General features: G+C 67.2%; 12 protein-coding genes and 1 rRNA gene. 5 read left to right on the top strand and 8 right to left on the bottom strand.

The window, feature by feature from the left end:
* From HNP02_RS00005 to HNP02_RS00015, 3 genes are all read right to left on the bottom strand, one after another.
* Positions 1-268, bottom strand: a 16S ribosomal RNA gene (locus HNP02_RS00005); the annotation flags it as partial.
* 399 nt (positions 269-667) lie between these two features.
* Positions 668-1951, bottom strand: coding sequence for a tyrosine--tRNA ligase (tyrS, locus tag HNP02_RS00010; protein WP_184432714.1), 1284 nt, complete (start codon positions 1949-1951; stop codon positions 668-670).
* Between the two features lie 44 nt (positions 1952-1995).
* The gene (locus HNP02_RS00015; protein ID WP_221317023.1) at positions 1996-2466 is read right to left on the bottom strand and encodes a MarR family winged helix-turn-helix transcriptional regulator; all 471 of its coding nucleotides are present in this window, start codon (positions 2464-2466) and stop codon (positions 1996-1998) included.
* A gap of 78 nt (positions 2467-2544) precedes the next feature.
* Between HNP02_RS00015 and HNP02_RS00020 the strand changes: the two genes are divergently transcribed.
* Entirely contained in the window at positions 2545-3042 is a 498-nt protein-coding gene (locus HNP02_RS00020) for an isoprenylcysteine carboxylmethyltransferase family protein (protein ID WP_184432718.1), read from the top strand.
* 3 nt (positions 3043-3045) lie between these two features.
* On the opposite strand, the gene HNP02_RS00025 is transcribed toward HNP02_RS00020, so the two are convergent.
* Positions 3046-3657: a DNA-3-methyladenine glycosylase gene (locus HNP02_RS00025; RefSeq protein ID WP_184432721.1), complete on the bottom strand. Its 612-nt coding sequence runs from the start codon at positions 3655-3657 to the stop codon at positions 3046-3048.
* A gap of 69 nt (positions 3658-3726) precedes the next feature.
* On the opposite strand from HNP02_RS00025, the gene HNP02_RS00030 reads away from it, so the two are divergent.
* The 3 genes from HNP02_RS00030 to HNP02_RS00040 are packed head-to-tail and all read left to right on the top strand — an operon-like array spanning position 3727 to position 5848.
* On the top strand, positions 3727-4479 hold the full coding sequence (locus HNP02_RS00030) for an ABC transporter ATP-binding protein (RefSeq protein ID WP_184432724.1): 753 nt from the start codon (positions 3727-3729) through the stop codon (positions 4477-4479).
* Positions 4422-5249 (top strand): ABC transporter permease, encoded by an 828-nt coding sequence (locus tag HNP02_RS00035; RefSeq protein WP_184432727.1) that lies wholly within the window; start codon positions 4422-4424, stop codon positions 5247-5249. Before HNP02_RS00030 ends, HNP02_RS00035 begins: the two co-directional genes overlap by 58 nt.
* Positions 5246-5848, top strand: a complete 603-nt coding sequence (locus tag HNP02_RS00040) for a TetR family transcriptional regulator (protein WP_184432730.1) — start codon at positions 5246-5248, stop codon at positions 5846-5848. Before HNP02_RS00035 ends, HNP02_RS00040 begins: the two co-directional genes overlap by 4 nt.
* Here the strand turns inward: HNP02_RS00040 and HNP02_RS00045 are convergent.
* The 3 genes from HNP02_RS00045 to HNP02_RS00055 all read right to left on the bottom strand — a co-directional run bounded on the left by HNP02_RS00045 (position 5845) and on the right by HNP02_RS00055 (position 9594).
* Complete coding sequence (locus HNP02_RS00045; protein WP_184432732.1) at positions 5845-6048, bottom strand: Trm112 family protein; 204 nt, start codon at positions 6046-6048, stop codon at positions 5845-5847. The genes HNP02_RS00040 and HNP02_RS00045 overlap by 4 nt on opposite strands.
* A gap of 5 nt (positions 6049-6053) precedes the next feature.
* Complete coding sequence (locus tag HNP02_RS00050) at positions 6054-6521, bottom strand: hypothetical protein (RefSeq protein ID WP_184432736.1); 468 nt, start codon at positions 6519-6521, stop codon at positions 6054-6056.
* 88 nt (positions 6522-6609) lie between these two features.
* Positions 6610-9594 carry an acyl-CoA synthetase gene (locus HNP02_RS00055; RefSeq protein ID WP_184432738.1) on the bottom strand — a complete coding sequence of 995 codons (2985 nt, stop codon included), beginning with the start codon at positions 9592-9594 and terminating at the stop codon, positions 6610-6612.
* Between the two features lie 122 nt (positions 9595-9716).
* On the opposite strand from HNP02_RS00055, the gene HNP02_RS00060 reads away from it, so the two are divergent.
* Positions 9717-11465, top strand: a complete 1749-nt coding sequence (locus tag HNP02_RS00060; RefSeq protein WP_184432740.1) for an ABC-F family ATP-binding cassette domain-containing protein — start codon at positions 9717-9719, stop codon at positions 11463-11465.
* Here the strand turns inward: HNP02_RS00060 and argH are convergent.
* Positions 11462-12877, bottom strand: a complete 1416-nt coding sequence (argH, locus tag HNP02_RS00065; RefSeq protein WP_184432742.1) for an argininosuccinate lyase — start codon at positions 12875-12877, stop codon at positions 11462-11464. The genes HNP02_RS00060 and argH overlap by 4 nt on opposite strands.
* Positions 12878-12908 lie beyond the last annotated feature (31 nt).

A 12908-nucleotide genomic window follows, 5' to 3' on the forward strand; every position in this document is an offset into this window, starting at 1 on the left:
TTGGTAGGCCATCACCCCACCAACAAGCTGATAGGCCGCGGGCCCATCCCACACCGCAAAAGCTTTCCCCCACCAGGTCATGCGACCAGCAAGGTGTATTCGGTATTAGACCCAGTTTCCCAGGCTTATCCCAAAGTGCAGGGCAGATCACCCACGTGTTACTCACCCGTTCGCCACTCGAGTACCCCGAAGGGCCTTTCCGTTCGACTTGCATGTGTTAAGCACGCCGCCAGCGTTCGTCCTGAGCCAGAATCAAACTCTCCAAACAAAAACAACCCAACCCAAAAGCCAGGTGAATTCGAATCAGAACAATCTGAAACCAAACAAAAGACACCAAACAAACTGGCATCAAAAATTTCAAACAACCATGCCCCCTAAACGAGAAAAAAAGAGACACAGCAAAACAACAAACAAAAACCACCAAACACACTATTGAGTTCTCAAACAACACACCCGCCTGACCGCGCAACAACCCCGCGGCCAATAGCCGCGAAGCGTAGTGCGGGCAGATGAGGTAACCCACCGAAGTGGACTTCCCTCTGGGATGCCGTCGCGCTCAGCGGCTGGACCGCGTCGCGACGACTTGGATTAAGTTACAAGAGGGAAAACTCGGAGTCAAATCGCCTGCTAGACGACGTTTTCCGACACAGCGGTACGCTCGTACCAATCATCCAACGCGCTCCACACCTGCGATATTCCGCTTTCCCCGGCGCAGCACTAGCCACTTGCCGTAGAGAAAGTCCGCAGGCTGCGGAACCCATTCGTCGCTTTCGACCCTCACGTTGTTGACCGAGACGCCTCCTTCGGCGATGGTCCGCCGCGCGGCACCCTTGCTCGCCGACAGGCCGCTGGCCACCAGCAGGTCGGTGATCGCGTCCGGTCCACCAGGCCCGAGTTCGGCGACGGACGCCTCCCGTAGTGCAGCCGCGAGCGTCGCCTCGTCCAGTTCGGTCAGCTCCCCCCGCCCGAACAGCGCACGACTGGCGTGTTCCACCGCATCCGTCGCGGCCTGACCGTGCACCAAGGTGGTGAACTCCTGGGCCAGCCGGCGCTGGCCCCCCCGCTCGTGTGGCCGCTCCGCCGTGGCTTGCTCCAGTTCGGCCAGCTCGTCGGCAGTCAGGAAGGTGAACCAGCGCAGGTAGTTGACGACGTCGGCGTCCGCAGTGTTGACGAAGTATTGGTAGAACGCGTACGGGCTGGTCATCTCCGGGTCGAGCCAGAGATTTCCGCCACCAGTCGACTTGCCGAACTTGGTGCCGTCCGCCGCAGTCACCAGCGGAACGGTCATGGCGTGCACCGTCTCGCCTAGTTTCTGGCGGACCAGTCGCACGCCGGCGATGATGTTTCCCCACTGATCCGATCCGCCGATCTGCAACCGGGTGCCGTACCGGCGATGCAGCTCCACGTAGTCGTTGGCCTGCAAGAGCATGTAGCTGAACTCGGTGTAGGAGATGCCCTCGGCTTCGAGCCTGCGCCGGATGGTGTCTCGGTCCAACATCACGTTGACCGAGAAATGCTTGCCGACGTCGCGGAGGAACTCGATCGCCGACAGTTCGCCCGTCCACGACAGGTTGTTCTCGACGATCGCGCCGGTCGGCGAGTCGTCGAAGTCGACGAACCGTTCCAGCTGCCCGCGGATGCGTTCAGTCCAGTCCGCGACGGTATCGGTGGTGTTGAGGCTGCGTTCGGCGGAGTCACGAGGGTCGCCGATCATGCCGGTGGCGCCACCGGCCAGCACGATCGGCCGGTGACCGGCCCGCTGGAATCGTCGCAACGCCAACAGCGGGACCAGGTTTCCGGCGTGCAGGCTCGGCGCGGTCGGGTCGAATCCGCAGTAGACGCTGACGGGGCCGGTCGCGAGCTCGGCGGCCAGCGCGCCCCGGTCGGTGGACTGGGCGATCAAGCCACGCCATTCCAGCTCGTCGAGGATGGCGGTTTCGGTAGACGTCACGGCGTCGATCTTTCCGCACTCGGTCCGGCCGGACCGAGGTGGATCTACGATCTCGCACCTGTATCCACGTGCTCCGACTCGTAGGCGCGGAGTGCAGCGACGAGGGCGCCGCGGAGATCGACGTCGAATCCAGCGCCGCGGAAGCGCTCCAGCCACGCCCGCTCGATGTCGGCGATCTCACCTATCGCATGGCGGACGGTGTTTCGGCCGGTCGAGGTCAGCGCGACCAGCCGCGCCCTGCCGTCGGACGGGTCGACCCGACTCTCCAGGTACCCGAGACGCTCCATCGACCGCACCAGCTCGCCCATTGACTGGTGGGTCATCCCGGCTCGCGCCGCCAGCACGGTCACCCGCGTGCCGCCTGGATCGATGTTCTCGAAAACCGGGTGGTGCGTGGCTGATTGGTGATCGAACCCGGCGGCGGACATCCGCTCGATCAGTTCGTCCGTCATCAGACGGGCCATCTGCCGGAGCAGCACGCTCATCGTGACGGTGCGGGCACTGTCGACTGCCATGACGACCTCCTGGACTTTGCGAAGGTTACCTGCATATAATTGCGCAGGTAACCTTCGCAACTTATCATTGGAGGGGCGATGAAGGTACTGGCAGCGGCGGCAGGTAGCGCCATCTTCTTCGGGCTCGCACCCGGCGTCGTCGCAGGACTCATCCCGTGGTGGTTGACCCGATGGCAACCGCACGAGCTGGGCGAATTCGGCGTTCCGATACGAGTCGTCGGGGCGATGTTGATCGTCACCGGCACAGCGGTGTTGCTGCACGCGTTCGGTCGGTTCGTTCGCGAGGGCCTCGGCACGCCGGCCCCCGTCGCCCCGACGGAGCACCTGGTGGTCGGCGGCCTCTACCGGTACGTCAGGAACCCGATGTACCTGGCGGTGGTGGCGACGATCGTGGGGCAGGCGTTGGCGCTCGGCCGATTCGGCCTGCTCTGGTACGCGGCCGCCGTGTTCGTCGCCGTCGCAGTGTTCGTCCACGGCTACGAGGAGCCGACGTTGAGTCGGCAGTTCGGCGACGAGTACGTGCGGTATCGAGAAGAGGTCAGGCGATGGCTTCCGACGTGGCCGAGGCCGGTCTGAGGATCAGTCGCTGTCGCCGGGCGCCTGCGCGCGCGGACTTCGCCGGTACGCCGAGACCTCCAGCCTGCCCGCCAGCCAGAATCGCCAGGGCCGGTCGGCGGCCACACTGACCCCGACCCTCGGGCCGTCGGCGGCGGGATGCTCGTAGGCGAGCTCCAGCCGGACCGGGCTGGCGGGGTCGAACAGGTCGATTCCGTTGTCGCTCATCGCGATTCCCAACGCCGAACACAGGTTGCCAGGACCACGGGCCAGTGCCACCGCGGACACCGAGGCGCCTCGGCGGCTGGCCGCGACGTCGATGCCCTCGTCGACGGCCGCCGCGCGCAACAGCACCGCCGACGCCACGCCGTCGGGACCGGTCACGATGTTCGCGCACACGTGGATGCCGTGGCTGCGGTAGGTGTACAGCCGTCCTGCAGGCCCGAACATGATCGCGCTGCGGGTCGTCGGGCCGCGGAATGAGTGCGCCGCGGCATCCGGCCACGGTCCATCGGGCGGGCCGCCGTAGGCCTCCACCTCGACGATCACCGCGGACACACCGCGCCCCACGAGACGCCCTCCGAGTAACCGCAGGGCGGCCGTGACGGGATCGATGGCCAGCGATTCCGCACTCATGGCAGCGATCTTGCCCGCTACCGCTCGCACCCATTGACACCGGTGCGGGCCGAGAGCATTATTCATCACATGATGACTTCATCGCACGATGAATTAATCCACGACGACGGGTCTGCCGTCACGATCGAGCATCTGACCGTGGTTCGCGGTAAGCGCACGGCGCTGCACGACGTCTCGGTGCGGATCGCCCGCGGCACCATCACCGGGTTGCTCGGCCCGTCCGGGTGCGGCAAGAGCACGCTGATGCGCTCGATCGTCGGCACGCAGATCGTCACCTCCGGCGTCGTCACGGTGCTGGGCAGGCCCGCTGGCTCGGGCGACCTCCGCCGCCGCGTCGGCTACGTCACCCAGGACCCCACCATCTACGACGACCTGCGCGTCATCGACAACGTGCGCTACTTCGCCTCGCTCTACGGCTCGGATGCGAAGTCAGCCGACGAGGCCATCGCAACGGTCGGCCTGACGGACCATCGGACGGCCATGTGCGGCAACCTCTCCGGAGGCCAACGGACCCGGGCGTCGCTGGCCTGCGCACTGGTGTCGAACCCCGACCTGCTGGTGCTCGACGAACCGACCGTGGGCCTCGATCCCGTTCTGCGGGTCGACCTGTGGGAGCAATTTCATCAGTTGGCAGGTCGCGGTACGACGCTGCTGGTCTCCAGCCACGTCATGGACGAGGCCGACAACTGCGCCGACCTCTTGCTCCTACGAGAAGGCCGCCTTCTCGCTCACACCACACCATCGAAACTGCGGGAGGACACCGGATGTACGTCACTGGAGCAGGCGTTTCTGGCCATCATTCGGCACAGCACCGCGGCCTGAACGATCGCAGCCGGCTGAGCCCGCAGGCCTACCTGGCGACCACCGGACGGATACTCCGGCAACTCGCCGGGGACCACCGAAGTGTCGCGATGATCCTGGTGGTGCCGAGCCTCGTCATCACCTTGATGTACTTCATGTTCCAGAACGCACCGCACCGGCCGGGCACGCCGTCGCCGTTCAACAACGCGTGCCTGATCATGCTCGGCGTCTTTCCGCTGATCATCATGTTCCTGATCACGTCGATCACCATGCAGCGCGAACGCGTCTCGGGAACGCTGGAACGGATCCTCACCACTCCCCTGCGCCGGCTGGATCTGCTGGCCGCCTACGGCACCGCGTTCTCGATCGCGGCAGCCGCGCAGGCGTCCCTCGCGTGCGTCGTCGCCTTCTGGCTGCTCGGGTTCGAGACGGCGGGAAATCCGTTGCTGGTCTTCGCGATTGCGATCATCAACGCCGTTCTGGGCGTCGGCCTCGGCCTGTTGTGTAGTGCGTTCGCGCGCACCGAGTTTCAGGCAGTTCAGTTCATGCCGGTGGTGATCGTGCCCCAGTTGCTGCTCTGCGGCATCATCGTGCCCCGCGACTTGCTGCCCGAGTGGCTGCAATGGATCAGCAATGCGATGCCCGCCAGCTACGCGCTGGAAGCACTGCGACAGGTCGGCGCCAACACCGACCTGACCGCCACTGCAGCCCGCGACATCGCGATCGTCGTCGGCTTCGCGGTCGTGGCACTGTGCCTGGCCGCGGCGACGCTGCGGCGCAGGACTCCGTGAGCCAGAAGCGTCCCGGGCGACCACCGGGGCCATCCGACACCCGCGACCGGATACTGGCCAGTGCGCGAGAGCTCTTCGCCCGCAACGGCATCGACAAGACCTCGATCCGCGCGATCGCGTCCGCGGCGGAAGTGGATGCCGCGCTGGTGCATCACTACTTCGGTACCAAGCAGCAGCTCTTCGTTGCCGCCGTCCGCATTCCGATCGACCCGATGCTGGTGATCGGACCATTGCGTGAAACTCCCGTCGACGAGCTCGGGCTGAAGTTGCCGTCGCTGCTGCTACCGTTGTGGGACTCCGAGATGGGTTCCGGCTTGATTGCCACGCTGCGATCGCTGTTGGCCGGCAACGAGGTCAGTCTGATCCGCTCGTTCCTGCAGGAGGTCGTCGCCGTCGAAGTCGGGACGCGCGTCGATGACCCACCCGGCTCGGGCCGGATCCGGGTTCAGTTCGTCGCGTCCCAATTGGTGGGCGTCGTGATGGCGCGCTACATCCTGGAGCTGGAACCGTTCAAGTCACTTCCCGTGCAGCAGGTGTCCGAGACCATCGCGCCGAACCTGCAGCGGTATCTGACCGGCGACCTGCCCGTACTGGACTAGGGTTCAGCGTGCTCGATCAGCCGCTGATGCTCCGCGTCGTCATCGATCGTCACGGCCTCGTCGACGAGCAGCACGGGCACTCCCGCCTCGATCCGGTAGGCACGGCGCAGCCTCGGGTTGTAGAGCACGTCACCCGTCAGCAGCAGTGGGCCACGGTCCTGCGGGCACACCAAGATGTCGAGCAACCGTTGGTCGAGCACGACGCCTACGGGCCCAGCGGGATGTTGATGCCGCCGCCGGGACCGCCGATTCCAAATCCGCTCTGGGGGCCGACGGGGCCCGTCGGGTTGTACGTGTTGATGCCGATATTCACCGGAGCCTGCTGCTGCTGGCCACGGGCCTGGTTCCGCTTCTGGAAGGCAATCGTGTTCGTCAGCGCGTCGATCAACGGCACCTGGTTGGGGCGTTTGTCCATCGCGGCGACGAGATCGTCCATGTTGCCCTTGGACGGGACGAAGCCAAGGGCGCGCATCTTGAGGGCGACATGGATCAGTTCAGAAACCTGACCGCCGCCGGCACCGGTGTCGTACTGCGCGCCGATGTCGTCGAGCACGTCGGCGCTGGCGGTGCCGGACCCCAGCCCCGCCATCAGTCCCGCGGCCAGCGCACCACTGGCCACTGCTCCGGTGAACGCGCGCCGCCAGCCCGTGTACCTGCTGGTATGCGATGTCATCGATCCTCCATGCGGAGCCTGGCCCGACCCAGTGCGGCGATCTGCCGCCAGCGGGAGCCTAACAGTGTGCCGCGACGGCGGCACGGCCTCAGTCATCACCGGCCGCATCGACCAGCTCGGCCCGCACCGCCGCGGTGAGCCGTTTGTAGCGGTTCGTATCCTCGTCGAGGTACCAGGCGTTACGCGACGGCTTCGGGATGCCCTCGGCCTCGAGCGGACCGAGCAGCGGGCGGTAGGACGCGCTGAGCTTCATGTCGGGCACCACGTGGATGAAGTCCGGCGCAACACCAACGGCGAGCCCGGCCAGCGCCTCGTTCAGGTCGGCCGTCGGCACGCTGCCACCGGGAGCGAGCGTCAACGCCGTGACCGCGAATAGCGACCCGTCGACCTCGACCCGGTAGGTGACCGACAGATCCACGGCACCGACTCGTCCCGCGGCGTCGTTCACCGCCGCGGCGAAGACGGGTCCGTGGGCGGTGCGAATGACCGAACCGCGGTTGTCGACGAGCCAGAAGTCGCCGTCATCGTCCTTGCGGAACAGGTACTCCGTCGACACCCAGGTGTCCGCTGGCGCGAACACACCCCGCTTGACCGACGCGGTCGGATCGATCGGGCCGCGCGGATGGGCCAGCAGCACGCCGACCTCGCCTGCCTGCGCCAGTCGCACGAATCCGCGGTCGTCCTCCAGGATCAAGTCGTCGTCGACGTCATAGGCGGCGAGCTCGACGTGGCCGCCGCCGGGCAGTGGGCGCCCCTCGCTGCCGATCTTGGCCCCAGACACGTTGGCCAGAACGGCCTGCCCGTCGGTGGTGGCGAAGAACTCGACGATGTGCGCGGGCGCGAACTCCTCCTCGACGCGCTTCCACAGCCCGGTGGGCATGCCGGAACCGATGAACAACCGGACAGGGTGGTTGCCGTTGGGGCCAAAGGACGGATCGCGTTGGAATTCCCCCAAGACGTCACGCAGCATTGCCCACGTGTAGGACACGACGGTGACGCCGTACTGGCGCAGTTCGTGGACGAACCGCTCGGGACGCAGGCCCCGCGACAGCGCGATGCGGGTGCCGCCGACCACGGCGCCGCCAAGGCTGACCAGCAAGCCGGATTGGTGATGCAGCGGGGTGAGGCAGTAGACCGTGTCGCTGCGGCCGAGGTTGGCCGCCGAGGCCGTGCCGAACGCGGACAGCGCCCACCGGAAGTTGGTGATCTGACGGGCGACGAGCTCACCGTTGACGGTGGCGAAGGCGATGTACGCCAGATCCTTGGCGTATCCGGGATTGGGCCGGTACCAACCCGGCAGCTCGACCACGTCGGGGTCGATCTGCTCCATGTCGGTGACGTCGGCGTCCTCGGGCAGGTTCAGCGCGCGCGTCTCACCGCCGCCGAGCGCCAGTACGCGCAGAGGCAGTTGCCTTGCCGCCTCGAGATTGCCGGGGTCGGCGATGACGTCGGACACCGCGCCGATGCGCGCGGCCTCGGAGAGATCTCCGTCGGGCGGCATGAGGACGGCCACCGCGCCGAGACGCGAGAGCGCCGCAATGGCGACCAGGGCACTCGGCCGCGTCTCCATCAGGACGCCGACGTGAGCGCCTTGGCGCACGCCGACCCCGATCAGGCCACGGACGACGTTGTTGATGCGGCGATCGACCGCCTCATAGGTGTGCACCCGGCCGTCGAACAGCAGGAACTCGCCGTCCGGCGCCCCGCGGGCCTGCTCGGACAGGATCCGGCCCAACGAGATGCGGGTGTGATCGTTGATCTGGCCGAGACGCGCCAGCCTGGGCAGGGTGCGCGCGGTCTCGACGACCAGCGCGCGAGCCGACTTGTTGGCCGCCACCAACGCGTCGGCCGCCGCGCGGGCCAGGCTGAACGTCATCTCGGTCGCGGCGGCAGCACCGTGCGCCACCCGCGACGCAAGGGGTACGCCGCTCTCGTTGTGCTCGGCGGGCTGAAGCGCCATCGGGACCACGTGTTCGGGCATCTCGCCGTCGCCAGAAAGCCACTTCACCCAATTCGCGACCGTCGGCCACGTCTCGTTGGCCGCCCTCGAGCCCACCACGAGGCCGAAATGCCCAGCGCGGATGAGGTATTCGTAGACATCCGCCTGCGGAGCGGCGCGCTTGATGCCGCGCACCGATGCCGGCTGGCCGATGTCGTCGACCTCGCCGACCACCGCCAACACGGGGCAGTCGATGTCGCTGAGCGTGACCAGGTCACCGCGAATGCTGAATCCGCCGGACATCATCCGGTTGTGGGCGATGAACTGCTTGAGCAGTTCGGCGATCGCAGGGCCCGACCAGGCGATCCAGCCGTCGTTGGACAGGAACCGCCGCTGCTGCTCCCGTGGCAGCAACGCCTCGCGGTCGTGCAGCTGGCGCAGGAAGTCCAGGCGGGACTGTGCGGTCTTGATCGGGTCGAGCATCTGGAACCCGGTGCGGGCCATCCAGCCAGGGATGTCGATGCGGCTGAACACGTGGTCGGCCATGAAGTCGGCGGCCGCGGAGCTGAAACCGGCGGGCAAGTTCATCGGGAGGCCCGCAAGGGTGTCCACCGGAGAGCCGAAAGCGATGATGCTCGCCAAGTCCTTCGAATGCCGGTACGCCGCGGTCTGGTAGGCAAACATGCCGCCCTGCGAGTAACCGGCGAGGTGTACGTCGCGATCGGTGACCGTCTTGACCGTGTCGATGGCCTCGCTCAGCGCGACGACGTGATCGGCCAGGTTGCGCTGCATACCGCCCTCGACCTGGTCGGGCGAACCGAAGTCGATGACCCACGGATCGATCCCCGCCGCATGCAGGATCCCGACGGCACCGGCGTCGCGGGTGACGTCCCACATGTCGGCCGACATCATCATCGGGTGCACCATCAGCACGGGTGGACCAGCGGGTGGGGCGCCGGGCCTGGTGTCAGGAGGGAAGTACCGTCGCAGCCGGTACATCGGCACGGCCTCGATGATCTGGAACGGGGACGGCACCGCGCCGGTCTCCAGTCCGCCGTAGCGGAGTACTTCCAGACCGTTCTGAGCGGTTGCAACCAAACGCCCGACCGGCTTGGTGATCGCCGACAGGTCCATTGGCTCCCCTTTGTGACGTCCCGAATCCCCCGATCCGCCGTCATCCTTTCATAGCAACCCTGACCTCCCGCTGGGATTGCACCGACCGTCGTCTCCACGGACGGCCCTATGATCAGCGGCTGATGGCGAACCTGATCAACGTCGAACGCGCGAGCGTCGGCTACGGCACCCGAACCCTGCTCAACGGCGTAAGCCTCGGCGTCGACGAAGGCGATGCGATTGGCGTCGTCGGCCGCAACGGCGACGGAAAGACGACCCTGCTGCAGGTGCTGACCGCGACCCGACCGCCCGACACAGGCCGGGTCACCCACACCTCGGGTTTGTCAGTCGGCTACCTGCACCAGGCGGACGACTTCGCCGCCGACGCCACCGTCCGGGATGTGATCGTCGAAGGCCGCCCCGACCACATCTGGGCGGCAGAACCCGACACCCGGGCTGTGGTCGAGCACCTACTCGCCGACGTCGGGCTTGACAGTGAGGTCGCCGACCTCAGCGGCGGGGAACGGCGCCGGGTGGCGCTGGCCGCGGTGCTGCTGGCCGGCCACGACGTCCTGGTGCTTGACGAACCAACCAACCACCTCGACGTCGAGGTCATCGGGTGGCTGGCGGGCCACCTGTCGCAGCTGCGATCCAAGGCGCTCGTGGTCGTCAGCCACGACCGGTGGTTCCTGGACGCCGTCTGCACGCGCATGTGGGAGGTGCACGACGGCGAGGTCGACGCCTACGAGGGCGGCTACGCGGCCTACGTGCTGGCCCGCGCCGAACGGACGCGGCAGGCCGCAGGCACCGAGGCACGCCGACGCAACCTGATGCGCAAGGAACTGGCCTGGCTGCGACGCGGCCCGCCCGCGCGCACCTCGAAGCCGAAGTTCCGCATCCAGGCGGCCAACGACCTGATCGCCAACGAGCCGGAACCGCGGGACTCGCTGGCACTGCAGCGGTTCGCGACGGCCCGACTTGGCAAGGACGTCTTCGATCTGCATCGCGTCAGCCTGGAACTTGGCAACCGGATGATCCTGGACAAGCTGGACTGGTCCATCGGGCCGGGCGTGCGGATCGGGCTGGTCGGCGTCAACGGAACCGGCAAGACGTCAGTGTTGAAGCTGTTGACCGGCGAGCTGACGCCCACCTCGGGCACCGTCAAACGGGGTAAGACGCTCAGGATTGGTTATCTCAGCCAGGCGCTGGTGGAGTTGGACGGCAACGTGCGTGTGCTCGACGCGGTCGAGAGCGCCAAGCGGATCACCGAACTCGCCGGCGGCCAGGAGGTCAGCACGGCCACCTTGCTCGAGGACTTCGGGTTCACCGGCGACAAGCTGACCACGCGCGTCGGCGACCTTTCCGGCGGCGAGCGGCGGCGGTTCCAGTTCCTGCGGCTGCTGCTCGACGAGCCGAACGTGCTGTTGCTCGACGAACCGACCAACGATCTCGACATCGACACGCTCAACGTGCTCGAGGACTACCTGGACGGGTGGCCAGGCACGCTGATCCTGGTGACGCACGACCGCTACTTCCTGGAGCGGGTCGCCGACGTGACCTATGCGCTGCCCGGCGGCGGCCGCTGCGACATGCTGCCAGGCGGCATCGAGCAATACCTGGCGCAGCGGACGGCCGCCGAGGCGCCGTCAGCAGGTCGTCCCGCCGAACGCGCCGAGTCCGCCTCGGCACGTGAGCGCCGTGCGGGAAAGGAGTTGGCCCGCATCGAGAGTCAGCTCGGCAAGCTCGACCAACGGGTCGCGGCCCTGCACCACACCATGGCCGAGGCGGCCGCCGACCACGTGCGCGCGGCCGAGCTGAACGCCGAGCTGAGTGAGCTGCTGGCCCGCAAGGAAGCACTCGAGGAGGAGTGGCTGTCCCTGGCGGAGGACTAGGGCCGCAAGGCGATCCGCAGTCGGTCCGCGGTATCGCGGACGACGCCGAGCTGCTTGGCCACCTGAATGGGCGACGTGCCGCCACGGGCGTCGCGCGAATTCACCGATCCCGAAATGGTCAACACGTCGCGGACCTCCGCGGTGAGACCAGGGTGGATTCCTGCCAGCTCGTCGTCGGCCAGTTCCTCGAGGCCCACTCCCCTTGCCTCCGCTGCCTTGACGGCGGCACCTGCCGCCTCGTGGGCGACCCGGAACGGAATGCCTTGGCGCACCAGCCATTCGGCGACGTCGGTGGCCAGCGTGTAGCCCAACGGCGCGAGCTCGGCCATCCGGTCGGTGTCGAAGCGCAGCGTGGCGACCAGGCCTGCCATCGCGGGCAACAGCAGGTTCAGTTGGCCGACGGAGTCGAAAACCGGCTCCTTGTCCTCCTGCAGGTCCCGGTTGTACGCCAGCGGCTGCGCCTTGAGTGTGGCCAGCAATCCGGTGAGATTGCCGATCAGCCGACCCGACTTGCCGCGCGCCAGTTCGGCGATGTCGGGGTTCTTCTTCTGCGGCATGATCGAACTGCCGGTCGACCACGAGTCGTGCAGCGTGACGTAGCCGAACTCGGTGGTGCTCCAGAGGATGACATCCTCCGCGAGCCGCGACAGGTCGACGGCGATCATCGCCAGCACGAACGCGCCCTCCGCGGCGAAGTCGCGGGACGCGGTGGCGTCGATGGAGTTGTCGGCCGCTGCGGCGAAGCCGAGCTCCTCGGCGATGGCGTCGGGGTCCAGTCCCAGTGACGAACCCGCCAACGCGCCGGATCCATACGGCGACACGGAGGTTCGCGCGTCGAAGTCGACGATCCGCGACACGTCGCGCAGCAGCGGGTGGGCGTGGGCGAGCAGGTGATGGGCCAGCAGGACCGGCTGCGCCGACTGCAGATGGGTCTTGCCGGGCATGATCGCCGTGGGATGCGATGCGGCCTGGATGGCCAGCGAAGCGACCACGTCGAGCACGCCGTTGCCGACGGTCCGCATCGCGTCGCGCAGCCACATCCGGAACAGCGTCGCCACCTGGTCGTTTCGTGACCGCCCTGCCCGCAGCCTGCCGCCGAGATCGTCGCCGACCCGATCGATCAGCCCACGCTCCAGCGCGCCGTGCACGTCCTCGTCGGACGGCAGCGGACCGAAACTGCCGTCGGCGACGTCCTCACCGAGGCTGTCGAGGCCGGCAAGCAGCCCGTCGCGCTGCTCGTCGGTCAGCAGACCCGCCCGGTGTAGCACCCGGGCGTGCGCCTTGGACGCCGTGACGTCGTAGGGGGCGAGCACCCAGTCGAAGTGCGTGGACTTGCTCAGCGCGGCAAGCGCTTCCGAAGGTCCGGTGGCGAACCGCCCACCCCAGAGGGACCCCTCGTTGGTGGTGCTCACGTCGACTCACCTTCGCGAGCGCGCGCAAACT

Source organism: Mycobacterium sp. AZCC_0083 (assembly GCF_014202335.1).
Lineage (GTDB): Bacteria > Actinomycetota > Actinomycetes > Mycobacteriales > Mycobacteriaceae > Mycobacterium.